This is a genomic window from Brenneria uluponensis (assembly GCF_032395385.1).
GTDB lineage: Bacteria > Pseudomonadota > Gammaproteobacteria > Enterobacterales > Enterobacteriaceae > Prodigiosinella > Prodigiosinella aquatilis.
In genome coordinates this window covers 741,993-768,000 of record NZ_CP135917.1, presented here as the reverse complement: position 1 = coordinate 768,000, position 26,008 = coordinate 741,993, and the positions used below count along the sequence as shown (strand labels likewise).

Annotated in this window: 23 protein-coding genes; 6 read left to right on the top strand and 17 right to left on the bottom strand. The window is 50.1% G+C overall.

Features of this window, described 5'->3' with window-relative positions; all coding sequences use genetic code 11:
* Both gspE and hofC read left to right on the top strand, forming a co-directional pair.
* Positions 1–1,419: a type II secretion system protein GspE gene (gspE, locus tag RS889_RS03595; RefSeq protein ID WP_315709335.1), complete on the top strand. Its 1,419-nt coding sequence runs from the start codon at positions 1–3 to the stop codon at positions 1,417–1,419.
* Between the two features lie 9 nt (positions 1,420–1,428).
* Positions 1,429–2,631 (top strand): protein transport protein HofC, encoded by a 1,203-nt coding sequence (gene hofC, locus RS889_RS03590; protein ID WP_315709333.1) that lies wholly within the window; start codon positions 1,429–1,431, stop codon positions 2,629–2,631.
* An 18-nt stretch (positions 2,632–2,649) separates the two neighbouring features.
* Here the strand turns inward: hofC and RS889_RS03585 are convergent, their stop codons facing one another.
* A complete protein-coding gene (locus RS889_RS03585; RefSeq protein WP_037382437.1) occupies positions 2,650–3,690 on the bottom strand; it encodes a GMP reductase in 1,041 nt (346 codons plus the stop codon).
* A gap of 172 nt (positions 3,691–3,862) precedes the next feature.
* Here RS889_RS03585 and coaE point away from each other — a divergent pair, with 172 nt between their 5' ends.
* From coaE to yacG, 3 genes are read left to right on the top strand one after another with little or no spacing between them, the layout of a single operon-like run.
* The gene (gene coaE, locus RS889_RS03580) at positions 3,863–4,483 is read left to right on the top strand and encodes a dephospho-CoA kinase (protein ID WP_315709332.1); all 621 of its coding nucleotides are present in this window, start codon (positions 3,863–3,865) and stop codon (positions 4,481–4,483) included.
* Entirely contained in the window at positions 4,476–5,228 is a 753-nt protein-coding gene (zapD, locus tag RS889_RS03575; protein ID WP_315709330.1) for a cell division protein ZapD, read from the top strand. Before coaE ends, zapD begins: the two co-directional genes overlap by 8 nt.
* Positions 5,229–5,237: 9 nt before the next feature.
* Complete coding sequence (gene yacG, locus RS889_RS03570) at positions 5,238–5,435, top strand: DNA gyrase inhibitor YacG (protein WP_021017121.1); 198 nt, start codon at positions 5,238–5,240, stop codon at positions 5,433–5,435.
* 24 nt (positions 5,436–5,459) lie between these two features.
* Here the strand turns inward: yacG and mutT are convergent, their stop codons facing one another.
* The 3 genes from mutT to secM all read right to left on the bottom strand — a co-directional run bounded on the left by mutT (position 5,460) and on the right by secM (position 9,354).
* A complete protein-coding gene (mutT, locus tag RS889_RS03565; protein WP_021017122.1) occupies positions 5,460–5,855 on the bottom strand; it encodes an 8-oxo-dGTP diphosphatase MutT in 396 nt (131 codons plus the stop codon).
* 191 nt (positions 5,856–6,046) lie between these two features.
* Positions 6,047–8,743: a preprotein translocase subunit SecA gene (secA, locus tag RS889_RS03560; protein ID WP_315709328.1), complete on the bottom strand. Its 2,697-nt coding sequence runs from the start codon at positions 8,741–8,743 to the stop codon at positions 6,047–6,049.
* Positions 8,744–8,844: 101 nt separating this feature from the next.
* On the bottom strand, positions 8,845–9,354 hold the full coding sequence (secM, locus tag RS889_RS03555; protein WP_021017124.1) for a secA translation cis-regulator SecM: 510 nt from the start codon (positions 9,352–9,354) through the stop codon (positions 8,845–8,847).
* A 28-nt stretch (positions 9,355–9,382) separates the two neighbouring features.
* On the opposite strand from secM, the gene RS889_RS03550 reads away from it, so the two are divergent.
* Positions 9,383–9,901, top strand: a complete 519-nt coding sequence (locus RS889_RS03550; RefSeq protein ID WP_315709325.1) for a DUF721 domain-containing protein — start codon at positions 9,383–9,385, stop codon at positions 9,899–9,901.
* Between the two features lie 22 nt (positions 9,902–9,923).
* On the opposite strand, the gene lpxC is transcribed toward RS889_RS03550, so the two are convergent.
* The 13 genes from lpxC to RS889_RS03485 all read right to left on the bottom strand — a co-directional run bounded on the left by lpxC (position 9,924) and on the right by RS889_RS03485 (position 26,003).
* Entirely contained in the window at positions 9,924–10,841 is a 918-nt protein-coding gene (gene lpxC, locus RS889_RS03545; RefSeq protein WP_315709323.1) for a UDP-3-O-acyl-N-acetylglucosamine deacetylase, read from the bottom strand.
* Positions 10,842–10,941: 100 nt separating this feature from the next.
* Entirely contained in the window at positions 10,942–12,093 is a 1,152-nt protein-coding gene (ftsZ, locus tag RS889_RS03540; RefSeq protein ID WP_021017127.1) for a cell division protein FtsZ, read from the bottom strand.
* 74 nt (positions 12,094–12,167) lie between these two features.
* The gene (gene ftsA / locus RS889_RS03535) at positions 12,168–13,424 is read right to left on the bottom strand and encodes a cell division protein FtsA (protein WP_021017128.1); all 1,257 of its coding nucleotides are present in this window, start codon (positions 13,422–13,424) and stop codon (positions 12,168–12,170) included.
* Entirely contained in the window at positions 13,421–14,278 is an 858-nt protein-coding gene (gene ftsQ / locus RS889_RS03530) for a cell division protein FtsQ (RefSeq protein ID WP_021017129.1), read from the bottom strand. Before ftsQ ends, ftsA begins: the two co-directional genes overlap by 4 nt.
* Before the next feature lies 1 nt (position 14,279).
* Positions 14,280–15,200: a D-alanine--D-alanine ligase gene (locus RS889_RS03525; protein WP_315709320.1), complete on the bottom strand. Its 921-nt coding sequence runs from the start codon at positions 15,198–15,200 to the stop codon at positions 14,280–14,282.
* A 7-nt stretch (positions 15,201–15,207) separates the two neighbouring features.
* Positions 15,208–16,668 (bottom strand): UDP-N-acetylmuramate--L-alanine ligase, encoded by a 1,461-nt coding sequence (gene murC / locus RS889_RS03520; protein ID WP_315709318.1) that lies wholly within the window; start codon positions 16,666–16,668, stop codon positions 15,208–15,210.
* A gap of 56 nt (positions 16,669–16,724) precedes the next feature.
* Positions 16,725–17,816 carry an undecaprenyldiphospho-muramoylpentapeptide beta-N-acetylglucosaminyltransferase gene (murG, locus tag RS889_RS03515; RefSeq protein ID WP_315709316.1) on the bottom strand — a complete coding sequence of 364 codons (1,092 nt, stop codon included), beginning with the start codon at positions 17,814–17,816 and terminating at the stop codon, positions 16,725–16,727.
* Positions 17,813–19,015: a cell division protein FtsW gene (ftsW, locus tag RS889_RS03510; RefSeq protein WP_315709314.1), complete on the bottom strand. Its 1,203-nt coding sequence runs from the start codon at positions 19,013–19,015 to the stop codon at positions 17,813–17,815. Before ftsW ends, murG begins: the two co-directional genes overlap by 4 nt.
* The gene (gene murD / locus RS889_RS03505; protein ID WP_315709312.1) at positions 19,015–20,328 is read right to left on the bottom strand and encodes a UDP-N-acetylmuramoyl-L-alanine--D-glutamate ligase; all 1,314 of its coding nucleotides are present in this window, start codon (positions 20,326–20,328) and stop codon (positions 19,015–19,017) included. Before murD ends, ftsW begins: the two co-directional genes overlap by 1 nt.
* A 3-nt stretch (positions 20,329–20,331) precedes the next feature.
* On the bottom strand, positions 20,332–21,414 hold the full coding sequence (mraY, locus tag RS889_RS03500; RefSeq protein WP_021017135.1) for a phospho-N-acetylmuramoyl-pentapeptide-transferase: 1,083 nt from the start codon (positions 21,412–21,414) through the stop codon (positions 20,332–20,334).
* Positions 21,408–22,769 carry a UDP-N-acetylmuramoyl-tripeptide--D-alanyl-D-alanine ligase gene (gene murF, locus RS889_RS03495; RefSeq protein WP_021017136.1) on the bottom strand — a complete coding sequence of 454 codons (1,362 nt, stop codon included), beginning with the start codon at positions 22,767–22,769 and terminating at the stop codon, positions 21,408–21,410. Before murF ends, mraY begins: the two co-directional genes overlap by 7 nt.
* Positions 22,766–24,253, bottom strand: coding sequence for a UDP-N-acetylmuramoyl-L-alanyl-D-glutamate--2,6-diaminopimelate ligase (murE, locus tag RS889_RS03490; protein ID WP_290180570.1), 1,488 nt, complete (start codon positions 24,251–24,253; stop codon positions 22,766–22,768). The genes murF and murE overlap by 4 nt, the downstream gene beginning before the upstream one ends.
* A complete protein-coding gene (locus RS889_RS03485) occupies positions 24,240–26,003 on the bottom strand; it encodes a peptidoglycan glycosyltransferase FtsI (protein WP_315709307.1) in 1,764 nt (587 codons plus the stop codon). The genes murE and RS889_RS03485 overlap by 14 nt, the downstream gene beginning before the upstream one ends.
* Positions 26,004–26,008: the final 5 nt, after the last annotated feature.

The following is a 26,008-nucleotide window of genomic DNA, read 5'->3' as shown; positions in this document are numbered from 1 at the left end:
ATGATGAATAATGACCTGTCCAAAGAACTATCATCCCTATGCCACCGCTACCATGCGCTATTGCTGGACATGGATGATCAGACCTTATCCATCGCCATCAACGGTACTGAATCGAAAGAGTTAATTTCTGCTCTGCGTTTTGCCAGCAACCGACATGTATTGATTGAGCAGTGGCCTGTAGCCAGATTAGAGCAACATCTGAACCCTCATCAGGAGACAGAAAATGTACAACAGCATCAGGCAGCGCCAAACACAATAGACGACGGTGAAGATGCACCAGTAGTGCAATTCATCAACCAAACCCTGAAGTTGGCAATACAGCGACGCGCATCCGATATCCATTTTGAACCACTGACGTCTGGCTATCGTGTTCGGTTGCGCATCGATGGTGTATTGCAAGAAGTTCCATCAGTTGCTGCTGAACTGTCCCCGCGTATCACTGCAAGGCTCAAGATTATGGGGAAACTGAATATTGCAGAACGACGACTGCCTCAGGATGGGCAATTCAGTCTGTCACTGGATCAACAATCCTACTCATTTCGTATCGCCACGTTGCCGGTGCAGGAAGGCGAAAAAGTGGTGCTCCGGGTACTACAGACCCATCAGCACGCACTTACACTGGAAACGCTGGGGCTCTCTCCGGTGGCATTACAACAATTTATGAAAACACTTCAGTTGCCTCAGGGCATGATTTTAGTGACTGGCCCCACTGGCAGTGGGAAAACCTTTACACTCTACAGCGCCATTCGCTGGCTCAACGACACCAGTCGTAATATATGCAGTGTGGAAGACCCCGTGGAAATACCACTTACGGGCATTAATCAAACAGCGATAAACACCAAGAATAACCTGAGCTTTGGGCGAGTATTGCGGGCGCTGTTGCGACAAGATCCAGATGTGATTATGGTCGGTGAAATCCGTGATGCCGAAACAGCCGAAATAGCAGTGAATGCGGCACAAACCGGGCACTTAGTGCTATCCACCTTGCACACTAACTCAGCCGCTGAAACACTTACTCGGCTAAGACAATTGGGCATTCCCGGCTATTTATTAGCCGCAGCGCTAAGACTGATCATCTCTCAGCGTCTGGTTCGTCGGTTGTGTCCTTACTGCCGCACGTCCACAACACCAGAACTATCTTTACCACCACATCTCTGGCAAGGCTCGTTACACCGCTGGACAGCCCAAGGATGCAACCACTGTTTCTCCGGTTATTACGGCCGTGCAGCCATTTACGAATTGTTGGTTATCACACCTGACATGCAGCAGGCATTAGCAGAAGACATCCCGGTCCAACAAGCCGCCCACGCCTCTTCAACTGTATTCCCTTCGTTACTATCTGCCGGATTATCTCTGGTTAATGAAGGTGTTACCTCTCAAGAAGAAGTCTATCGGGTCATAGGTGATATTACAAATTAAGGGGAAAACATGAGGTTACAAAAACTGTACTATTGGCAGGCAATCACTACAGATGGAGAACTTTGTTATGGTGAACGTATTGGTTTTCAGCAACAGCAGATTTATGACTATCTGATTGAACTGGGGTATCAACCTTTACGGGTGAAAATCGGCCAATACCTGACCAGACACTACTGGCGCACTACTGAGCTAACCGCCATTATCCGCCAGTTAGCGACTCTGCTACAGGCAGGATTACCGCTATTGAATGCACTGACACTGATTGCCGAACAGCACGAACGTCCAGGATGGCGTTGCCTGTTACAAGATATTGGCGTACAGATTTCTCAGGGTAAGACACTCTCTGAAACATTGCGTAGTTACCCCATGATATTTCCCGTTATTTGCTACTCATTAATTACAGTTGGAGAACTAACAGGGAAATTGGATGAATGCTGTCTGCAACTGGCGCAATATCAGGAAACACAACAGGAACTAGGACAAAAAGTCGCCAAAGCACTGCGTTATCCTTGCTTTGTTATTGCCGTGGGTATAGCAGTCAGTTTGTTAATGATGACGCAGGTATTGCCTGAGTTCGCCCAGCTTTATGCCTCTTTTGATGCGCCCTTGCCCTGGTTTACCCGGACACTGCTGACATTGTCTGATCTGATAACACACTATAGTGTTTCCGGTATCCTCATCCTGTTTCTTGTTTCCTCGATCTATATCCATCTGCGTCAACGGAATAGTGTCTGGAAAACTCGGGAGCAACGGCTGTGGTTGAAACTGCCAGTTGTTTCAAAAATCATACGAGGAAACTGCCTAAGTCAGATTTTTCATACACTGGCTATGACACAATATGCTGGTGTTTCGCTCCCTTCCGGATTGGCCGCGGCTTCCGGTCTCAACAATCGGATATACCGACATGCATTGCAGCACATTCAGTCGCAAATACAGCAGGGAATACCACTGGGTGAAGCAATCGACGATTCTTTTCTGTTCCCGGCCCCCTGTCAGCAATTAATCCGTGTGGGTGAAGAAACCGGGGCACTGGATAATCTGTTTGCCCAATTGGCCAAATGGTACGAACGTCATACCCAACAGTTTGCCGAAACGCTAACGCAAACACTGGAACCCATATTACTCGTCATTGTAGGTGGAATGGTTGGCACACTGGTTGTCGCCATGTACCTGCCGATATTCCATCTGGGCAATGTGCTGGCTGGAGCCTGAGCCAGCCAGCATCAGTAACTACTGATTAAAAATACGGTTCTCTTGTTCTACTACCCGGATAAAGGTCGTGCGTTTGGTCAGCTCTTTCAGACGAGAGGCGCCAACATAGGTACAAGCTGAACGTAATCCACCGAGGATATCACGTACAGTATTTTCTACCGGCCCACGCAGCGGTAGCTTCACGGTTTTTCCCTCTGCTGCACGATATTCCGCTACACCACCGACATGACGTTGCATGGCCGATGTTGAACTCATGCCGTAAAACAGCATTTGCTTCTCACCATTCTCTTCCACCACCGTCCCCTCACATTCATCATGTGCAGCCAGCATGCCTCCCAACATCACGAAATCTGCTCCGCCGCCAAAGGCTTTGGCTACATCCCCAGGAGAAGCACATCCCCCATCACTGACAATTTGCCCACCCAATCCGTGTGCTGCATCCGCGCATTCAATAACAGCAGAAAGCTGCGGGTATCCCACGCCAGTTTTCAGGCGTGTCGTACACACGGAACCAGGCCCGATACCAACTTTAACAATATCCGCGCCAGACAGGATAAGCTCTTCCACCATCTCCCCGGTCACGACATTGCCCGCACAAATCACTTTATCCGGACAAGCTTCACGCGCCTTTTGCAGGAACGTAACGAAATGCTCGGAATAACCATTGGCTACATCAATGCAGATAAATTTCAGTTCTGGTGACAACGCCAAAATCTGTTTCATTTTGGAAAAATCATTATCGGATGTACCAGTGGAAACCATTACATGACGCAACACGGAAGCAGAAGAGTCTTTGACAAACTGTTGCCATTGCTCCAGGGAATAATGCTTATGCACGGCAGTTAAGACATCAAATGTCGCCAATACCTGAGCCATGCGAAATGTACCTACGGTGTCCATATTGGCGGCAATAACCGGTACACCGGACCAGTCGCATCCTGCGTGGAGAAAAGTAAATTGACGTGCCAGCTCCACTTCAGCGCGGCTTTTTAAGGTAGAACGTTTCGGACGAATAAGAACGTCTTTAAAACCTAACTTTAAATCTTCTTCAATACGCATGAGATACATCCTGGTTAGCGGCGAAAATTTGCAAAGAAAATAATCGTCGTGATTAAGTGCCATATCCAGTGACGTTATCATACGCATGAATAATCCTGCGGCAAGACTGCGAATTTACCTTTATTTGGGCTAGAATCCGGTAAATTCACTTCGTTTTTTTCAGATTGACACAATGACATACATCGTAGCCTTAACTGGCGGTATTGGTAGCGGTAAAAGTACAGTAGCGGAGGGCTTCTCCAAATTGGGGATAACCACCATTGATGCGGACATTATTGCCCGCCAGATTGTTGAGCCGGGTAAACCGGCACTGAAAAAAATTGTACAAAAATATGGTACTGCCATACTTAACACTGATGGTACTCTCAACCGCGCCGCACTGCGTGAACGTATTTTCTCGGCTCCAGAAGACAAACAGTGGCTGAACAACTTGCTCCACCCACTGATCAGCGCAGAAACACAACGCCAGCTACAGATTGCGCCTGGTCCCTACGTCTTATGGGTTGTCCCTCTTTTAATCGAGAATAATTTACAGCAGCGAGCACAACGCATTCTGGTCGTGGATGTCTCCCCGGAAATCCAGTTGGAACGCACTCTTGCCCGCGATGGAATCAGTCGCCAGCAAGCGAAAAATATACTGTCATCCCAGGCGACACGGGAACAGCGCCTGGCTTGTGCCAATGATATCATTGACAATAACGGTAGCCCGAGCGATCTCGCTCCGCGCATTGCTGCTTTACATCAACGTTATCTTGAGTTGGCAGCAACAGACAGGATTACTAATAATGAGTGATGTTTCATCAACGATTTTATTTGAATATCCACTAAACGAGAAAATGCGCACCTGGTTACGCATTGAGTTTTTACTACAGCAGATGTGTGACAATCATGCACTGAACGATATCGGAACTGCACTGACATTCTTCCGTGCCATCGCGGATATGCTGGATATTCTTGAGCGTGGCGATCCTCGGCCTGAATTACTGAAAGAGCTAGAACGCCAACAACATAAGCTATTGCAGTGGAGTGAAGTACCTGGTGTCGATATGGAGCGCATTAATACTCTACGACAAAACCTGAAACAACAGTCCACCAACCTGGTATCAGCCCCTCGGATGGGACAAGGCTTACGGGAAGACCGTCTCATCGGCATGGTGCGTCAGCGGCTCAGTATTCCCGGTGGTTGTTGCAGCTTCGATTTACCTACTCTGCATATCTGGCTGCATCAGTTGCAAGAGCAGAAGACTAGCCAGATATCTGACTGGATGAGTTCACTTTCTCCGTTGAAACACTCACTGGATATGATTCTGGAACTGATCCGCTACTCTGGAATATTTCGTCCGCAAACCAGTCTGAACGGTTTTTATCAGGGCAACGCCGCCGATACCGATTTGCTGCGTTTACGTATAGAGCTGAAGAGCCAACTCTACCCACAAATTTCTGGTCACAAAACTCGTTATGCCATTCGCTTCTTACCATTGGATAGCGAACATGGACAAATTCCGCCACGTTTGCTGTTTGAACTGGCCTGCTGTTAGGAGAAAACAATGGATGACAATATCACCACAGTAAAATGCCCGACCTGCGCCAAACTGGTAGTCTGGGGCAAACAAAGCCCTTATCGCCCTTTCTGCAGCAAACGCTGCCAACTTATCGATCTTGGAGAATGGGCAGATGAAGAGAAATACATTCCCAGTAATGAAGACATTTCTGAGAATGAAAACTGGAGCGAACAGAAAGACTAATCTGGTGGTGGGAATCTCAGCGACTTAGTGCGTTTTCAACCAGCGGATCATCTCTGCATTTGCTGGTGGAAATTCATCTTCTCTTAGTTCCTCTGCAGACAACCAACGTGACGGCTGACCTTCCCGACCATAAGGCTCACCCTGCCAGTTCTCCACCAGGAAAAAATGCAATGTAATCAGGCGATCACCAATAGAAAATGTTTTGCTGTCCAGTGGTTGTGGGTCAATAGCTTCAATTCCGGTTTCTTCACACAGTTCCCGGATTAATGCCTGATCCGGTGTTTCCCCCAGCTCGACCTTTCCTCCCGGAAATTCCCACATACCCGCCATATGAACACCGGCGGGCCGACAAGCGATAAAAAACTGCCGTTGGGTATTGCGAATAATCCCCACCGCAACGGATAAAGGTTTTTGCGTCATCATATCTTCCATCACGTAAACACGGTCATTAACTCATCATGCCTGTCAACCAAGACACCTGAATATTCTAGTCTGACACGAGGAGAAGCGTCCCCTCAGGCACGCCATCCTCATGCTCACCGAAATAACATGTCCGAGTGTTCAGGCTCGGGTTATTGACCGCCTTTCATCTTATACCGAACAAACCAGTCTTATTTCTGAATACGACCGTGGCATTGCTTATATTTTTTGCCAGAGCCGCACGGGCACGGATCATTGCGGCCAATTTTACGATCGACATGAATAGGAATACCCGCAGTGACATCATCCTGATGACTTAATTGCTGCTGACGAGCCAGGCGTTCAGCCTCTTCACGGCGTTGCTGTTCCAGCGCTTCTATCTCTTCTGGCATTCTCACCTGAACTTTACTCAAGGTGCTTATCACTTCATATTTCAGCGATTCCAGCATAGCCGCAAACATGGAAAACGACTCGCGTTTATATTCCTGTTTAGGATCTTTCTGGGCGTAACCACGGAGATGAATTCCCTGACGCAGATAGTCCATCGCCGCCAAATGCTCTTTCCACAATGAGTCCAGCGTTTGTAACATCACACCTTTCTCAAAGTTATGTATCACCTCACTGCCCACGACCTCTTCTTTCTGATGATAAACTTCCACCGCCTGTTCATAAATACGCTCGCGAAGCGTCTCTTCATGCAGCTCAGGCTCTTTATCCAGCCACTCGCTAATCGGCAGGTCCAGATCAAAATCAGCGATCAGGCGTCGTTGCAGCCCGGCGATATCCCACATTTCCTCCAGCGACTGTGGCGGAATATAGCTATCAAGCGTGGCCTTGAATACATCCTCACGAATACTGTTAATCGTCTCACTGATATCAGAAACATCAAGTAATTCATTGCGTTGACTGTAGATGGCCCGGCGCTGATCGTTGGCCACATCATCGTACTCCAGCAACTGCTTACGAATATCAAAGTTACGACTTTCGACTTTACGTTGTGCATTGGCAATCGCTTTGGTCACCCATGGGTGCTCAATGGACTCGCCTTCTTTCATACCCAGCTTACGCATCATGTTGGAAACACGATCAGAGGCAAAGATACGCATTAGTGCATCTTCCATCGACAGATAGAAGCGAGAGGAACCAGCATCGCCCTGGCGACCAGAACGGCCACGCAGTTGGTTGTCAATTCGACGGGACTCATGGCGTTCGGTACCAATGATATGCAGACCACCTGACGCCAGCACCGCATCATGCCTTTTCTGCCAGGCAGCTTTAATGACCGCGATCTGCTCTTCATCCGGGGCTTCCAGATGTGCGATTTCCGCCTGCCAGCTCCCCCCCAACACAATGTCTGTACCGCGCCCAGCCATATTAGTAGCAATCGTTACGGCACCAGGCTGCCCCGCCTGAGCAACAATATCCGCTTCCATTGCATGGAACTTGGCGTTCAATACACTGTGCTTGATGCCCGCAGCCGTCAGTGCATGTGATACGACTTCTGATTTTTCGATCGAAATAGTGCCGACCAAAATCGGCTGCCCATTGGCGGCACGATCTTTGATATCTTCAATAATCGCGTTAATTTTTTCCTGTTCGGACATGTACACTAAATCAGGTAGATCTTTACGGATCATCGGACGGTTGGTCGGGACAACAATAGTGTCCAACTTATAAATAGAACTGAATTCAAACGCTTCGGTATCCGCCGTCCCCGTCATCCCGGCCAGTTTTTCATACAGGCGGAAATAGTTCTGGAAAGTAATTGATGCCAGTGTCTGGTTTTCATTCTGAATCGTTACATTCTCTTTCGCTTCCACTGCCTGGTGTAAGCCATCAGACCAACGACGCCCCTGCATTGTACGACCCGTATGCTCATCTACGATGATTACTTCATCATCTTTAACAATATAATCAACATCTTTGGTGAATAGTACATGTGCACGCAACGCAGCAGTGATGTGATGCATCAGCATAATATTGGTCGGTGAATACAATGACTCACCCTCATCCATAATGCCTTCTTTCACCAACAACTCTTCAATCACCACCAGACCGCGCTCAGTCAGGTTAACCTGACGCGCTTTTTCATCTACAGAGAAGTGACCTTCTCCCTGGAAAGTGTCTGAATCCTCCTTTTCTTGACGAATCAAATAAGGAATGATTTTGTTAACGCGGATATAAAGTTCGGAACTGTCTTCTGCCGGACCGGAAATAATAAGCGGGGTACGGGCTTCATCGATCAGAATGGAGTCAACTTCATCCACCAACGCATAATAAAGCTGGCGCTGTACGCGTTCTTCCGGGCTGAAAGCCATATTGTCACGCAGGTAGTCAAAGCCGTATTCATTATTGGTACCATAGGTAATATCAGCACCATACGCTTCGCGTTTCGCAGGAGCAGGCATGCCAGGCAGGTTAATTCCCACCGTCAAGCCAAGAAATTCAAACAGCGGGCGGTTATTCTCAGCATCACGCTGCGCCAGATAATCATTCACCGTCACAACATGCACACCGCGTCCGGTCAAAGCATTCAGATAAGCCGGTAGCGTTGCAGTTAGCGTTTTACCCTCACCAGTACGCATTTCTGCAATGCAGCGCTCATTAAGTACTATCCCGCCCATTAACTGCACATCGAAATGACGCATGCCAAAAACACGCTTACTGGCTTCACGCACCACCGCAAAAGATTCAGGTAACAATGCTTCTAACTTCTCACCATTTTTAAGACGTTCGCGGAATTCCTGGGTTTTCGCTTTCAGTGCCTCATCAGAAAGCGCTTCCATATCGGGCTCGAGACGATTAATCACATCCACCACTTTACGCATACGGCGCAAAGTACGATCGTTACGACTACCAAAAACTTTGGTTAAAAATTTCATTAACATAGTAATTTTAATCTCAACAATGCCATTCTTTCAGTAATGGCATAACATCAGAAAATTTCAGGAAACTATAACTCGTCGCTATAGCGTTAACGTTATCGGCGTTACGCACAAGGACCCGCTCGAATACCCTGAGTCTGAGCCAACCAGAGTCCGGGCTGATGAATAACAGAAGGGAGAGGGAAATGATATTCCGCCGCAACAGACAACGTTAGCGGTTTGACTTCATGCGTCAACAGTGCATTCAGTGTCTCAAGTAATACCTGATGGTGTACAGTAGACGGAGATTCAGACGGCACAAAATTACTTGACTGGGGAATAGTCAGTGCAAAAGACAAATGGCGAATCACCGTGCGTATGGCATGTCGATGCCAGTAATCAACGCTAAACGATGAACGGCGGTGTGAATCCTTCAACGCCACAAGGTCAGTAAAATCAAAAGAAACCGAATTCTGGCGGCTTATTGCCGAAGAGGAATTTGATAGTGACGACGGATTCTGCGATTCTCCCAGACTGTTAGGCAAACCAAGACTCGCCGCGACCATCCCCAACAGAAGATGCGGCCAGAAATAACGCCTACCAAATTGTCGCCAACGATTTAGAATACCAATCACAAGTTTACTGTCCGTCGGAGCCTGCGTTATGCGTGATAGCCGCCCACATTCATTGGAATATCTTTTCGATAGCGCATCGGATGCGAAAAATAGTCCACTACGGGATATCCAGCAACGCGCTATCGCATTATTAAAACTTAATCGGGCCGTTAGCGCACTATTACCGACACAACTGCACCCCTGGTGCCGGGTCGCCAATTACCGACACAATCTGTTAGTGCTTGAAACCGCTAATGCCAGTTGGATGATGCGGTTACGTTATGAACAGCCAACGCTACTCTCTGCACTACGTGCACAAATACTACCATCATTAGCTGCGATCGACATCAGGATTAATCCAGAGATGGCCGCAAAAGCGTATGAAAACGAGAGAAAAGAAGCATCACCACACACAGAGGGATCATCTACGACGGCATTAAGAAAACTGAGTCCACAAAGTGCTGATATGTTGAAGGGATTGGCAAATCAAAGTCCAGAGGGATTAAAACGAGTGTTAGAACGACTGGCATCGCTGGCCGGAGAGAGTACCAGCAAAAACCAGTCGTAGCAGTAATCAGAATCTTTGGCTATCAGGCCAACACAGTAGAAGGTGCTTTGAAAGCCAAAGGCATTTCAGCCTCGTTTTCAAAGGTGACATATTCCCATGCTTCCTGTTTCGCCAGCACAGCTTGCAACAGCTTGTTGTTAAGCGCGTGACCTGACTTAAATGCCGTGAATGCACCGATGATGTTATGACCACACATAAACAAATCACCAATCGCGTCTAACATTTTGTGACGGACAAATTCATCATCAAAACGCAAACCGTCTTCATTTAAGACACGATAATCATCAACGACGATAGCGCAATCGAAACTGCCGCCCAGGCACAACCCTCGAGACTGCAGATATTCAATATCACGCATAAAGCCAAACGTGCGTGCCCTGCTGATCTGACGAACAAAAGCATCAGCGGAAAAATCCAGACAATAACGCTGAGAACCGGCATCAATCGCTGGGTGATTAAAATCGATGGTAAAATCCAAGCTAAAACCATTAAATGGTGTCAACTCAGCCCATTTATCACCGTCTTCAACACGCACAGGCTGTTTGATGCGAACGAACTTTTTAGCACAGTTCAGCTCTTCAATACCCGCATCCAACAGTAAATAAACAAATGGACTGGCGCTGCCATCCATGATTGGAATTTCAGGTGCATCAACATCAATAACAATGTTATCAATGCCCAAGCCAGCGAGCGCGGCATTCAGATGTTCTACTGTAGAAATACGAACATCATGCTCATTAACCAAGCAAGTACAAAGCATGGTATCACGCACTGATTTTGCGTCAGCCGGAAAATCAACCGGTGGATTCAAGTCAGTACGGCGATAGATGACCCCGGTATTAGCCGGTGCAGGGCGCATAGTCAAGGTGACTTTCTTGCCGGTATGCAAACCGACCCCTGTCGCCTGTACAATACGCTTTAAAGTTCGTTGTTTGATCATCGTTTTATCTCGCAATTATCTGAACCTACGGCCTTAGTTTATACAAAGGCCGACGGCACAGTTTAGCACAAAGAGCGGAGATGCCAACCTTACGGTCAGATTAATCAGCCTGCTTACGCAAGAAGGCGGGAATATCCAGATAATCAGGCTCTTTATTAGTCTGAGTATTCGGATCATTCACCACTTTCGCGGCTGGTTTCTCCTGCGTCAACGGTGTCATACCATGTTGCTGGTAACGGTGATCCATGACAGGTTGACTGCTTTGTTTATTCGTAACCAACGTAATTTCTGGACGCTTATCCATACCGATACCGGTAGCAACAACCGTTACACGCAGTTCATCGTTCATATCTGGATCCAACGATGTACCGATAACCACAGTTGCATTGTCAGATGCAAATGCGCGAATGGTATTACCAACAGTTTCAAATTCATCCAGACGCAGATCGAAACCGGCAGTGATGTTAACCAGCACACCACGCGCGCCAGACAGATCAATATCCTCCAGCAACGGACTGGAAATTGCCATCTCAGCCGCTTCTTCAGCACGATCTTCACCACGAGCGACACCTGACCCCATCATGGCATAACCCATTTCAGACATCACGGTACGCACGTCTGCAAAGTCCACATTCATCAAACCCGGACGAGTAATCAGCTCAGCGATCCCCTGTACCGCGCCTTTCAATACGTCGTTTGCCGCACCAAAAGCGTCCAGCAGCGAAATACCACGCCCCAGCACTTTCAACAATTTGTCATTTGGAATCGTAATCAAAGAGTCCACATGTTTGGACAACTCTGCAATCCCTTGCTCGGCAAAAGCCATCCGCTTTTTACCTTCAAAATTAAACGGTTTGGTAACCACCGCAACCGTAAGAATGCCCAAATCTTTTGCCACTTCGGCCACGACAGGAGCGGCACCAGTACCCGTCCCCCCCCCCATGCCAGCAGCGATGAATACCATATCCGCACCTTCCAGCGCAGTGCGCAGTGCTTCACGATCTTCTTCTGCTGAATTGCGTCCCACTTCCGGGTTTGCGCCAGCCCCCAGACCTTTGGTAATACCACTACCGATCTGAATGGTCTGACCTACCGCGGTTTTGCGCAGTGCCTGTGCATCGGTGTTTACCGCAAAGAATTCAACACCTTCAATGCGTTCACGCACCATGTGTTCGACAGCGTTACCGCCACCGCCACCAACGCCGATGACTTTAATCACCGCGTCATTGGTTAATTCCATAGGTTCAAACATAATTTCTCTCCGTTTTGTGCCTGTGTTACTTCGAGATCAAAAAAGTTGTGCCAAAAGATCTCTTTTGATAACCATTAAAATTCTTTTCTCAGCCAGCTGTTCAGGCGTTTAAACCAGTTGCTCACTGAGGCGCGTTTTTCAACTTCATGCTCACCATTAAGATGAGATTCTTTGCCATAATGCAGTAACCCCACGGCTGTAGAGTAGTAAGGCTCCTGCGCATAATCCGTTAAACCTGTAATATTCAAAGGCTGCCCAATGCGCACTTGCGTATGAAAAACACGCTGAGCACATGCTGCCAGACCGTCAATCTGCGCCGCACCACCTGTCAGCACGATTCCGGCGGCCAGATGATGTTTTACGCCTTGCTGACGTAACTGCTCCTGCAACTGTAAAAGTTCATCGTTTACCAGATTCAATAACTCGGTGTAACGCGGCTCAATCACCTCGGCCAGTGTCTGACGCTGCAAACTCCGCGGCGGGCGTCCCCCCACACTGGGCACTTCTACACTCTCATCTTTACTGACAACAGCACCGAGAGCGCAGCCATAGCGCACTTTAATTGCTTCAGCATCTGTTGGCGGTGTCCCAAACGCATAGGCAATGTCACTGGTCACTACGTTACCCGCATAAGGAATTACCTTGGTGTGACGTAATGCCCCACCGGTGTAGACCGCCATATCCATGGTGCCACCACCAATATCCACCACACAGACACCGAGCTCACGTTCATCTTCCGTCAACACCGCATAACTGGATGCCAGACCGGCAAAAATAAGCTGATCGACCTTAAGACCACAACGCTCCACGGCTTTGACAATGTTCTTTGCCATATCGTTGTGGCAGGTAATCAAGTGCACTTTCGCCTGCATACGCACGCCAGATAATCCCACTGGATTTTTTATCCCTTCCTGATAATCAATGGCATATTCCTGTGGGATAACATGCAAAATGCGGTGTTCATCACGTACACGTACCGATTTGGCGGTATGTACGACACTTTCCACGTCTTCCGGCGTCACTTCTTCTTCTGAAATCGGCACCATGCCGATTTCATTCTGACAGCTGATATGCTTGCCGGATAATGCCAGATAGACCGATGAAATCTGGCAATCCGCCATCAACTCCGCCTGATCGATGGCACGCTGTACGCACTTAACCACCGATTCAAGATCGTTGACGCCACCTTTATCCATGCCCCGTGATGGGCAACTCCCCACCCCGATAATATTGACCATTCCATCAGGCAGAACCTCTCCCACCAGTGCAGCCACCTTAGCTGTACCGATTTCCAGCCCAACTACCAGTTTTCTGTCCGTCGACTTGATCATTGCTCTTTAGCCTGTGCTTGATTTGGTTGCTGATTACCGTTCTTGTGCTGATCAATGTCTTGTTTCTGATCAATAAACGCCTGACCCCAACCTACTGCTGCACCAGAGTCATAACGCAAATCCACATAATCTATACGCTTATTTTCACTCTGTGCCTGCCGTTGTAACAGCGGATAAAGCTCCATAAAGCGTTGTAGACGACGGGTTCTATCATCTCGCCCTAACTCCAGACGGACATCATCATCCAGTTCCACTTTCCATGAATGCCGTGCACTCATCGTCACGGTTTTCAACGTAAATTTTCCGGCCGCCAATATCTGGTTCACGGCTCGATATCCTTCAAGTACATCTTTCTGACTGCCTTCCGGTCCATACAGCATCGGCATTTTTTTGTTGCCGATACGTTCTGCTGGCACGCTGAAAGAATTTCCTTCACTATCAATCATAAGCAGGTCATTCCAACGCGCGAAAGGCACATATTCAACCACATGAATCTTCAATTCATCGGGCCACTGCTTACGAACACTGACCTGTTTAATCCAGGGCAAACGTTCAATCTGCTGCTGAATAACATTCACATCCTGAGTCATGAATGTGCCTGGCGGTCCCAATGATAAAATCGCCTGCCGAATATCATCATTGGTGGTGTAATGTCGTTCACCGGTCACCACCAGTCTGGATAATGGCAGATGGCTGGCATCCTTCATCCAGCTCAATACCATCCAACTGCCCCAGATAATCGTACCCACCACCATCAACAGGAAAATAATTCCAGCCAGTTGACTACCATTACTACGGCGCGCACCGTTTAATTCTGGCTCATGTCCACGCGTGTTCAGCGCCGCCTGCGACATATCAACCAGCCAATTCCAAAATTCTGGCAACCAATTGAGAGAACGTGAAGCCACGCTGTTTGGCCGCCATAGGCACCAGACTATGGCTGGTCATTCCCGGCGACGTATTCACTTCCAGTAAATAAAACGCGCCATCGCTGTCCATCATCACATCCACTCGTCCCCAGCCACTGCAACCAAGAGCCTGGTATGCATCCATCGCCAGAGAGGCCAGGTAGTGCTCTTGTTCGTCAGACAGGCCACTCGGGCAGAAATACTGTGTCTCATCCGACAGGTACTTTGCCTCGTAGTCATAGAAAGTACCTGTTGCCTGAATCCGTATAGAAGGCAGTACCTCATCGCCCAGAATGCCAACCGTGAATTCCGGTCCGCTAAGACATCTCTCGACCAGTACCTCATCATCATGGTGAAAGGCCTCTTCCAGTGCTGAGTGCAACGCATCAGCCTGTTCAACCTTACTCATACCAACGCTGGAACCTTCACGGCTGGGCTTCACGATCAACGGCATACCCAGATGTGCCACCTGTTGTATCAAACGGCTCGAATCCATTTGCAGGAACTGCTGACGGTTCAAGACCACATAAGGTGAAACAGGCAAACCTGATGCCTGCCAAACCAGTTTGGTACGGCGCTTATCCATCGTAAGTGCCGAGGCCATAACACCACTGCCAGTGTAGGGCAGTTGTAAAAATTCCAGTACACCTTGCAAAGTACCGTCTTCACCACCGCGCCCATGGAGCGCGATAAAGGCTTTGGTAAATCCCTCGTCCTTTAAATGAATGACTGGGAAATCACGGATATCCACAGCATAGGCATCAATACCAGCCTCTTTCAGACCGGACAGAACTGCCTGCCCGGACAGCAAAGAGACTTCGCGTTCAGCGGAGATTCCACCAAGCAGTACAGCAACTTTCTCCGTCATGATGTCCTCACTCATTAATTTGTGGTCGTAATTGAGATTCAGCCAGCTTACGTGCCAGCTTGCCGATATTTCCGGCCCCCTGAACCAAGACCAAATCCTCACCCTGCAGCGCATGTGACAATAATTCTGGCAATACATCCACATCAGGAACCAAAATAGGATCAATCCTGCCTCGACCACGAATCGTACGGCATAGCGAACGACTATCGGCCCCCGGGATCGGTGACTCACCTGCGGGGTAAACATCCAACATCAACAAAACATCGACCTGAGAAAGCACATGGGCAAAATCATCGTACAAATCACGGGTACGCGTGTAGCGATGTGGTTGAAAAATCATCACCAACCGTTTGTCCGGCCAACCCGCGCGCGCAGCTTTAATCGTGGCATCCACTTCCGTTGGGTGATGGCCGTAATCATCGACCAACATGGCCGAACCACTTTTACCGTTGACCAACGCCAACGGGAATTCGCCAAGAAAATCGAACCGGCGCCCCGTTCCCTGAAAGCGAGCCAGCGCCCGCAAGATCGCGTCATCATCGATACCCTCTTCAGAGGCCACCGCCACCGCTGCCGCCGCATTCAGCGCATTGTGACGTCCTGGCGCATTCAGCGTCACATCCAGCAACGGCTTACCCTGACGGGTTAGCGTAAAATGTCCCTGCGCACCAACCTGACGATAACTGGCGATACGCACATCGGCATCATCACTGAAACCATAAGTAGTAATGTAGCGCCCCACCCGCGGTAACAGTTCACGGATAACCGGGTCGTCCAAACACATCACAGCATGCCCATAGAAAGGCAGGTTATGCAGGAAATTGATAAACGTCTGTTTAAGCGTCTCAAAATTACCCTGATAAGTGTCCATGTGGTCTGCTTCAATATTCGTCACAATGGCGGCCATTGGCTGCAAGTGTAAAAATGAGGCATCACTCTCATCAGCTTCAGCAATCAAGTAACGACTGGATCCCAGGCGCGCATGAGCACCCGCCGCTTTCACCAATCCACCGTTGACAAACGTAGGATCCAGCCCTGCTTCTGCATAAATACTGGTAACCAACGCGGTGGTGGTGGTTTTACCATGCGTCCCCGCGATGGCAATACCGTGGCGAAAGCGCATCAACTCCGCCAGCATTTCAGCCCGACGAATCACCGGAATACGAGCTTCATGAGCTGCGATAATTTCCGGGTTGTCCGCCGAAATAGCACTGGACACCACTACCACACTCGCATCGCTCACATTTTCCGGACGATGATGGAAATAAATTTGAGCGCCCAACTCACTCAACTGTTGAGTAACGGCATTCGGTGCCAGATCAGAACCACTAATTTGGTACCCTTCATTAGCCAATACTTCGGCGATACCACCCATGCCGGCACCACCGATGCCAACAAAGTGGATGTGCCGGACACGATGCATCTCGGGCACGATTGAACGCAGTTTCGCCAGTTGTTGTGTATTCACTTTTTCCTATCGCAACCTACATTAAGCACCGGACAGTTATCCGGCTATTTTTATCATTAACAATGAGCCGCATCCGCAACCCGATGGCCTGCCGCCTTAACCACTTCCGCCGCAACCCGTTCAGTAGCATCGGGAATGGCCACGGCTCTGGCCTTTTGCGCCATGGCTTGCAGAGTGACGCGATCCCATCCCATCAGTGTTTCAGTTACCGTCTCAACGCTGAACTGTGCCTGTTCTATAATTTTGGCCGCTCCGGCTTTCTCAAGCGGTAACGCATTCCAATATTGCTGGCGGTCTTTGTGCTGAAATGGCACAAACAGCGCGGGTAATCCTGCCACTGCGATTTCACTGACCGTCAGCGCGCCTGCGCGGCAAACGACAACATCCGCCCAGGCATAGGCTGCTGCCATATCATCAATAAATTCGCTAATCTTGTGCTGTTCTTGCCCGGCCTGAAGGTAAGCGGCCTGCACATCTGCCAACGCACCTTTACCTACCTGATGCCAGATGGTGAACTGCTCACCCAGTCTGGCCGCGACACCGGGCATCGTTTGGTTAAGCACTCTTGCTCCCTGACTGCCACCTATCACCAGAATCCGGATCGGACCGCGGCGTTCGGATAAGCGTTCAGCAGGCAAAGGCAAAGCCAACACGTCGGTACGAACCGGATTGCCCACCACATCAGCTCCGGGAAACGCACCAGGAAAAGCCTGAAGCACTTTTTTGGCAATACGGGAAAGCCAACGGTTGGTTAACCCTGCAATACCATTCTGTTCATGCAGTACCACCGGAATGCCGCACAACCAAGCGGCCAAACCACCGGGACCAGACACATACCCGCCCATTCCCAGCACCACATCTGGCTGGTAGCGACGCATAATCGCCTGAGCCTGGCGTACCGCACGGAAGATACGCAGCGGAGCACACAACTGAGCTTTAAGCCCTTTTCCCCGCAGGCCGGAAATACGGATGAAATCAATTTCGATACCATGCTTTGGCACTAAATCCGCTTCCATACGATCAGCCGTTCCTAACCAACGTACCTGCCAGCCCTGCGCCATCAAATGATGTGCTACAGCCAATCCAGGGAAAACATGCCCCCCGGTTCCTCCGGCCATCACCATCAAACGCTTGCCTTTGCCACTCATCGGGCACTCCTCGTAAACGCCTGCGCTTTCGTCAGCCGCGTTTCAAAATCAATGCGCAGCAACAGTACGATGGCGGTCGACATGATTAACAGACTCGAACCACCGTAACTGATCAGCGGCAATGTCAACCCTTTGGTCGGCAACATGCCCGCAGCGGCGCCAACATTAACCAGAACCTGAAAGCTAAACCAAATACCGATTGAACAGGCCAGGAATCCGGAAAAACGTTGATCAATCTCCAGCGCCCGTCGGCCAATCGACATCGCACGAAAAGCGACGAAGAATATCATTAACAACGCTAATACCACACCAACATAGCCAAGTTCTTCGCCTAAAATCGAGAAAATAAAGTCGGTATGGGCTTCCGGCAAATACTCCAGTTTCTGTATAGAATTTCCCAGTCCTTGCCCCCACAATTCGCCTCGGCCAAACGCCATCAACGATTGTGTCAACTGATAACCGCTACCAAACGGATCATTCCATGGATCCCAGAACGAAGTGACCCGTCGAATACGATATGGCTCAGCGGCGATCAGCACGCAAACAGCAAATATTCCGCAGCCGATGATGGACAGAAACTGCCACAATTTCGCCCCTGCCAGAAACAGCATGGCCAATGTTGTGATAAACAGCACTACCACCGTTCCCAAGTCGGGCTGGGCCAGCAATAACACCGAAAGAATCACCATCACGCCCATCGGTTTACAAAAGCCCCAGAAGTTATTACGAACTTCATCAACCTTGCGCACCATGTAACTGGAGAGATAGCAAAACAGCGCCAGTTTCGACAGTTCGGCCGGCTGGATACGTAAAGGCCCGAACGAAATCCAGCGTGATGCGCCATTCACCGACCCGCCGACCACCAGAACCACCAGCAACAATGCCAGAGAAATCAGTAAAAACACGGCGCTGTAACGTTGCCACACCGCCATTGGAATACGCATAGTGATCAGCGATAGAGCAAAAGCCAACCCCAGGTACAGTGCATCACGTTTGGCGAACAAAAATGGATCATTCGCCAGACGCTGACCTATCGGCATGGACGCGGAAGTCACCATGACAAGCCCCAACACCGCCAGCCCCAGCGTCAACCATACCAACGTCCGGTCATACAGCACGGTACTGAGGTTGTCGCTTTCACGCGTCCCCATTACCCAACTTTTCAGCCGCCCCAATATGGCCAACCGAACGATACTCATTATCCCAGCTCCTCTGCCAGACGAGCGAACTCATCGCCGCGCTGTTCAAAACTTCGGAATTGGTCAAGACTGGCGCAGGCAGGTGACAGCAACACAACATCCCCGGCTTTTGCCCGATCGGCAATCAAATGCATTGCCTGCGCCATCGTTTCTGTCTGCTCAGCTATTTCAGGCCGCAGTGCCGCCAGCAATCCACCATCACGACCAAAGCAATAAAGACGGATATTGTCACCCTGGATATATGTCAGTAGTGGTGAGAAATCCGCGGACTTACCATCCCCGCCTAACAACAGATGCAGCGTGCCATCGACAACCAGTCCACTTAATGCGGCTTCCGTACTGCCGACGTTGGTCGCTTTCGAATCGTTAATCCAGCGAATCCCCCGGCGTTCCAGCACCAGTTGAAAACGGTGCGCCAGACCAGTAAAAGTGGTCAGCGCTGTCAAGGCTGATGAGCGTGGAATGCCGACTGCATCTGCCAATGCCAGTGCGGCCAAGACATTGGTGTAGTTATGCTGTCCGACCAGTTTGATTTCACGCGTGTTGATGACACGCTCACCTTTAACCCGCAACCAGGTTTCCCCCTGCTGACGGTTAAGATGATAATCACCCACATCCACACCAAAACTGAGGCATCGCTCATCAGCGCCACGGATTGGCATCGTGAGTGCGTCATCCGCGTTCACGATACAGACCTTGGCATTCTCATAAATACGGAGTTTGGCCGCACGATACTGCTGCAACCCCAACGGATAGCGGTTGGTATGATCTTCCGTCACGTTCAGAATGGTCGCTGCCGCCGCATGCAGGCTACTGGTGGTTTCCAGTTGGAAGCTCGATAACTCCAGCACATACAATTGACATTCCTGCTTCAGCAATTGCAACGCCGGTACACCGATATTTCCCCCCACACCCACAGCCCAACCTGCCGTACGAGCCATATCCCCAACCAGCGTGGTAACAGTACTTTTACCATTGGAACCGGTGATAGCCACGATAGGCGCTTGCGCCTCGCGGCAGAACAGTTCGATATCACCCACAATTTCAATGCCTGCCTCTGCGGCAGAACCAAGCACGGGTGTAGATAATGCAATACCGGGGCTGGCGACAATCAGATCGGCGCTCATTAACCAATCGTCATGCAAACCTCCCAGATAACGCTCAACATGTTCCGGCAGTTTGTCCAGGCCTGGCGGACTGATACGGGTATCCACCACGCGGGGTACCACCCCGCGCGTAAGGAAGAAATCAACACAGGAAAGCCCGGTCAGGCCCAACCCGATAATGACAACTTTTTTACCCTGATAGTCCATGTTTTACCGTACCTTAAGCGTTGCCAGGCCTATAAGCACCAGCATCAGCGAAATAATCCAGAACCGGACAATAACCCGCGGCTCCGGCCATCCTTTAAGCTCGTAATGGTGATGAATCGGCGCCATACGGAAAATACGCTGACCGCGAAGCTTAAACGATCCCACCTGCAAAATGACCGACAGCGTCTCAACCACAAAGACACCGCCCATGATGAGCAGCAAAAATTCCTGACGCAGTAACACAGCAATCGTGCCCAGCGCGCCCCCCAGAGCCAGAGATCCGACATCGCCCATGAAAACCTGTGCCGGATAGGTGTTGAACCATAGAAAACCCAATCCAGCACCGACAATAGCGGTACACACAACCACCAATTCGCTGGCATGGCGAATATAGGGAATATGCAGGTAACTGGCGAAATTCATGTTCCCAGTTGCCCATGCCACCAACGCGAACCCCCCTGCCACAAACACCGTTGGCATAATCGCCAGGCCATCCAGGCCATCGGTCAGGTTGACCGCATTGCTGGTGCCGACAATCACAAAATAGGCCAACACGATATACATCAACCCCAGTTGCGGCATGATGTCTTTAAAAAATGGCACCACCAGTTGGGTAGCTGGCGTGCCTTTGCCAATGGCATACATGGAAAACGCCACCGCCAGCGCCAGCAGCGACTGCCAGAAGTATTTCCAGCGGGCAATCAACCCCTTGGAGTCTTTACGCACAACTTTACGATAGTCATCCACAAAACCGACGATGCCATAACCCACCAAAACCAGCAGTACGCACCAGACATAAGGATTGGACAGATTGACCCACATCAATACCGAAATAATGATGGAAGCCAGAATCATCACGCCCCCCATCGTCGGTGTTCCACGTTTGCTGAAATGGGACTCTGGTCCTTCATTACGTACAACCTGACCAATCTGTAAACGTTGCAGCCAGGCAATCAGGTGCGGCCCCATCCAGAGCGAAATGATTAATGCAGTCAGCAGGCTGACAATGGCTCGAAACGTCAGATAGGAAAAGACGTTAAAGCCGGAATAGAATTTGACCAAATGCTCGGCCAGCCAGACTAACATGTTGCATTCTCCTTTAATGCGCGCACTACTTGCTCCATTGCAGCACTGCGTGAACCTTTAACCAAAATGGTAATCGTTTTATGTTCTGTAACTAAAGCCAGCAACCGGACAATCAGTGCCGGTTTGTCATGAAAATGTTCACCTTGTCCGCTGGACTGGCTGATCAGTTCACTCAGTGTTCCTACACTCAGTACGTTATCAATCCCGGCAAGACAGGCGGCTTCTCCGACCTGACGATGACACGCCGGAGCATCCGCGCCTAATTCCGCCATATCGCCGACCACCATGACACGATATCCCGGCATTTCAGCCAGCGTCTGCACGGCAGCAATCATCGATCCAACATTGGCGTTATAGCTGTCATCCAGCAGTAATTTCCCGTCCGCCAGCTCAATTGGAAATAATCTTCCTGGTACCGCCTGCAATTGGGCCAAACCGGCCTTAACCGCTTCCGGCGAGGCACCCACCGACATAGCCAATGCCGCGGCCGCCAATGCATTGGCGATATTGTGCTGGCCTGGTAAGGGCAACGTTATGGCGATCTGTCCATGCGGACTATGCAACGTGAACGATGTGCACTGACCGCTAACCACAATATCGCTGGCAAAAAAATCGATATCGCCATCAGCCTGCGGCGAAAAGCTCCACACAGTTTTATCCGTTAACAGCGCTTGCCAGTGCGGCCAATCATTACTGTCCGCATTAATAATGGCGATCCCGTGTTCGGACAGACCATTGAAAATCTCACCTTTCGCCTGCGCCACTCCAGCCAAAGAACCAAAACCTTCCAGATGCGCCGCTGCGATGTTATTCACCAGTACACTTTCCGGACGGACCATCTTCGTGGTATAGGCAATCTCGCCGATATGGTTGGCCCCCAGCTCAATCACCGCAAAATCATGCTGCGGCGTCAGGCGTAACAATGTCAGTGGCACGCCAATATCGTTGTTAAAATTACCGGCGGTATACAGCACATTGCCACACTGGCGCAGAATCCCGGCGGTCATCTCTTTCACCGAGGTTTTCCCCGATGAACCGGTTAATGCCACGACACGGGCACGAGACTGCTGACGAACCCAGGCCGCCAACACGCCTAATGCCAGGCGAGTATCGTTGACAATCAGTTGTGGCACAGAAATATGTAAGCGCTTACTGACCAATAATGCTGCCGCGCCATTATTAACGGCATCATCGGCATAATCATGAGCATCAAATTTTTCACCCCGCAACGCGACGAACAGGCTGCCAGCTGCCAGTTTGCGGGTGTCAGTAGAAACATCGTCGATCATCAGATCTTCACCAACCAGCTCGGCGCCTAGCACCGTGGCCAGTTGCCGCAACGAGACGCTGATCATACGATGACCCCCAATAGACGGGCGACTGTAATGCGATCCGAATAATCCAGTCGCTGATTTCCTACTAGCTGATAATCTTCATGTCCTTTACCCGCCACCAGCACCACATCGTTTTCCGACGCCTGCATCACTGCACTGGTCACCGCCTCGGCCCGACCGGCAATCACCTGAACACGGCCGGCATCCATCAATCCGCTGAGAATCTCCAGCACAATTTCCTGTGGTTCTTCGCTACGGGGATTGTCGTCCGTCACGATAACCCGATCAGCCAGTTGCTCGGCGATCCCCCCCATAAGTGGGCGCTTACCTTTGTCCCGATCACCACCACAACCAAATACGCACCATAGTTTCCCTTTGCAGTGTAACCGTGCGGCCTCAAGCGCCTTTTCCAGGGCGTCCGGTGTATGTGCATAATCGACAACAACCGTCGGTTTGCCGTCAATATGAAAAACTTCCATTCTGCCGCACACCGGTTGTAGCGTAGAGCCGGTCTTGATCAGTTTGTCTAACGGATACCCCAGCGATAACAGAGTAGCCAGCGCGAGTATCAGATTGCTGACATTAAACGCGCCCATCAGTCGGCTATTGATCGCACCTTGTCCCCAACTGGAGTCAATATGCACGGTGAAACCACTGTCGTGGTAATCAACCCGCGTCGCTTTTAACCAGCGCCCACGGCAACCCGGCACCAGATTGTTTTCCATCGTAACAGCGACCGCATCCGGCAGTTGGCTCAGCCAGCGGCGTCCGACTTCATCATCCGCGTTGATAATCGCCTGACCTACCTGATGGTCGGCAAACAACGACCATTTCGCTGCTTCGTAATGCGCCATATCACCGTGGTAATCCAGATGATCACGACTTAAATTGGTAAAGACGGCAGCGGCGAAAGGCAACGCTGCCACACGGTATTGCACCAAACCGTGAGATGACACTTCCATCGCCGCTAGCGTCGCGCCTTGTTCCACCAGCTGACTTAATACCTGTTGAACATCTACCGCAGACCCAGTGGTATTTTCCGTCGGGACGACATGCCCCAATAGCCCGTTTCCCACCGTCCCCATCACTGCACTGTGTTCACCCAATGTCTGGCTCCATTGCGCCAGTAACTGTGTCGTGGTGGTTTTACCGTTAGTCCCGGTTACCCCAATCAACTTTAATTTTTCAGCAGGTTGCTGATAAAAACGTCCCGCCAGTGCAGATAAACGCTGATTAAGGCTACTCAGATAAATCACTGGTACGCCGTGAATTTCACGCCAGGTACCATCAGGAGAATTAGCATCGGCCTCAGCGATTATCGCTGATACCCCTTGCGCAATGGCCTGCGGAATATAGTGCCGCCCATCCGTTTTATGCCCGACGATGGCAACAAACAGATCCCCGGCAGCCGCAATACGGCTGTCTAATGTCATTTCCCGCAGCGCACGCTCCGGGGCATTCTGCACCCACGGAGCCAGTAAATCGCGCAAATTACGATCGGCCACCTGAACCCTCTTTTCTGTTAATTACAAATTCGTTTTTATCACCCACAGGCAAGGCATCCGGCTCAATATTCATGGTACGCAGGACGCCGCCCATGATGGCGCCGAACACCGGCGCAGACACCGCACCACCATAATATTTCCCAGCATGAGGATCGTTAATCACCACCACCAGAGCAAAACGGGGATTACTGGCAGGCGCAACACCGGCGGTATAGGCAATATATTTGTCGATGTATTTCCCATCCGGCCCGACTTTTTTCGCCGTACCGGTTTTAATTGCAATGCGATAGCCTTTCACCGCCGCCTTGACTCCTCCGCCACCGGGTAACGCCACACTTTCCATCATGTGCACCACAGTCCGGACAATTTGCTCAGGGAAAATACGTTCACCAGGAACCGGGGGATCGACTTTGGTGATCGATAAAGGGCGGTAAATACCAAAACTACCGATGGTAGCGTAGACACGTGCCAGTTGGAGTGGTGTCACCATCAGTCCATAGCCGAAAGCAAAAGTTGCGCGTTCAAGGTCAGACCAGCGTTGCCTATTTGGGAGAAGCCCGCTGCTTTCCCCCACCAATCCCAGATTTGTCGGTTTGCCTATGCCAAAACGAGAATAAGTATCAACTAACGCCGACGCAGGCATGGCCAGTGCCAATCGCGACACCCCGACGTTGCTGGATTTTTGCAGCACCCCGGTTAACGATAATTCTTTGTAATGGCCTACGTCTCTGATTTCATGGCCTTTAATATAATAAGGTAGCGTATTTAGTACCGAATCGACATTGACGATATTACGTTGTAAAGCCGTCATCACGACCATTGGTTTAACCGTTGAACCCGGTTCGAAGATATCGGTGATGGCTCGGTTACGTATCGCACTGCTTGGTGTACCCGCCAGATTGTTTGGGTTATAGGAAGGACTATTTGCCATTGCCAGCACTTCCCCCGTATTGATATCAACCAATACCGCCGTACCGGATTCAGCTTTGTTAAACGCCACTGCATTGTTCAATTCCCGGTAAACCAGCGCCTGCAAACGCTCATCAATGCTCAATATCAGATTGTGCGCTGCCTGGCCGTCAACAGAAGAGACATCTTCAATAACCCGGCCAAAACGGTCTTTCCGCACCGTGCGTTCTCCCGGCCGGCCAGTTAACCAACGGTCGAAGCTTTTTTCGACACCTTCGATGCCTTTACCATCAATATTGGTAAATCCAATCAAATGAGCCGTCACTTGTCCGGAAGGATAGTAACGACGCGACTCCTGACGCAGATTAATACCAGGAAGCTTCAACTTATGGATATATTCGCCAATTGTCGGATTAACCTGGCGAGCCAGATAAACAAAACGACTATTCGGGTTGGCATTCACTTTCGCCGCTAACTGGTCAAGGGGAATGTCCAACGCATCCGACAGTGCTTTCCAACGGGTATCCTGCGTGATCCCACCGTGGTCATTAAGATCTTTTGGGTCTGCCCACACCGCATTGACAGGCACACTCACCGCCAACGGACGCCCGGACCGATCACTGATCATACCGCGAGAAGTGGGAATTTCCTGTACACGCAGGGAACGCATGTCGCCTTCACGCACCAACTGATCGGGGTTAATCACCTGAAGGTAGGCGATTCTCAGCATCAGACCAACCATGCACAAAAGAATGCCAGCGCAGAGCAATGCAAAACGCCAGCTAACAAAGCTGGCATGTTCTTCCTGGCGTTTTAACCTTCTTGTGCGTGTTACTCTCATTATTT

What these genes read in the sequence shown, in the direction of transcription:
- RS889_RS03585 (WP_037382437.1), bottom strand. Translation starts at nt 3,690, where the DNA reads ATGCGTATTGAAGAAGATTTAAAGTTAGGTTTTAAAGACGTTCTTATT.
- RS889_RS03550 (WP_315709325.1), top strand. Translation starts at nt 9,383, where the DNA reads ATGCGTGATAGCCGCCCACATTCATTGGAATATCTTTTCGATAGCGCA.
- ftsQ (WP_021017129.1), bottom strand. Translation starts at nt 14,278, where the DNA reads ATGTCGCAGGCGGCGCTGAACACGCGTGGACATGAGCCAGAATTAAAC.
- ftsA (WP_021017128.1), bottom strand. Translation starts at nt 13,424, where the DNA reads ATGATCAAGTCGACGGACAGAAAACTGGTAGTTGGGCTGGAAATCGGT.
- ftsW (WP_315709314.1), bottom strand. Translation starts at nt 19,015, where the DNA reads ATGAGTATCGTTCGGTTGGCCATATTGGGGCGGCTGAAAAGTTGGGTA.
- mraY (WP_021017135.1), bottom strand. Translation starts at nt 21,414, where the DNA reads ATGTTAGTCTGGCTGGCCGAGCATTTGGTCAAATTCTATTCCGGCTTT.
- mutT (WP_021017122.1), bottom strand. Translation starts at nt 5,855, where the DNA reads ATGACGCAAAAACCTTTATCCGTTGCGGTGGGGATTATTCGCAATACC.
- lpxC (WP_315709323.1), bottom strand. Translation starts at nt 10,841, where the DNA reads ATGATCAAACAACGAACTTTAAAGCGTATTGTACAGGCGACAGGGGTC.
- murD (WP_315709312.1), bottom strand. Translation starts at nt 20,328, where the DNA reads ATGGACTATCAGGGTAAAAAAGTTGTCATTATCGGGTTGGGCCTGACC.
- murG (WP_315709316.1), bottom strand. Translation starts at nt 17,816, where the DNA reads ATGAGTGGCAAAGGCAAGCGTTTGATGGTGATGGCCGGAGGAACCGGG.
- hofC (WP_315709333.1), top strand. Translation starts at nt 1,429, where the DNA reads ATGAGGTTACAAAAACTGTACTATTGGCAGGCAATCACTACAGATGGA.
- murF (WP_021017136.1), bottom strand. Translation starts at nt 22,769, where the DNA reads ATGATCAGCGTCTCGTTGCGGCAACTGGCCACGGTGCTAGGCGCCGAG.
- yacG (WP_021017121.1), top strand. Translation starts at nt 5,238, where the DNA reads ATGGATGACAATATCACCACAGTAAAATGCCCGACCTGCGCCAAACTG.
- secA (WP_315709328.1), bottom strand. Translation starts at nt 8,743, where the DNA reads ATGTTAATGAAATTTTTAACCAAAGTTTTTGGTAGTCGTAACGATCGT.
- RS889_RS03485 (WP_315709307.1), bottom strand. Translation starts at nt 26,003, where the DNA reads ATGAGAGTAACACGCACAAGAAGGTTAAAACGCCAGGAAGAACATGCC.
- gspE (WP_315709335.1), top strand. Translation starts at nt 1, where the DNA reads ATGATGAATAATGACCTGTCCAAAGAACTATCATCCCTATGCCACCGC.
- RS889_RS03525 (WP_315709320.1), bottom strand. Translation starts at nt 15,200, where the DNA reads ATGACGGAGAAAGTTGCTGTACTGCTTGGTGGAATCTCCGCTGAACGC.
- ftsZ (WP_021017127.1), bottom strand. Translation starts at nt 12,093, where the DNA reads ATGTTTGAACCTATGGAATTAACCAATGACGCGGTGATTAAAGTCATC.
- zapD (WP_315709330.1), top strand. Translation starts at nt 4,476, where the DNA reads ATGAGTGATGTTTCATCAACGATTTTATTTGAATATCCACTAAACGAG.
- coaE (WP_315709332.1), top strand. Translation starts at nt 3,863, where the DNA reads ATGACATACATCGTAGCCTTAACTGGCGGTATTGGTAGCGGTAAAAGT.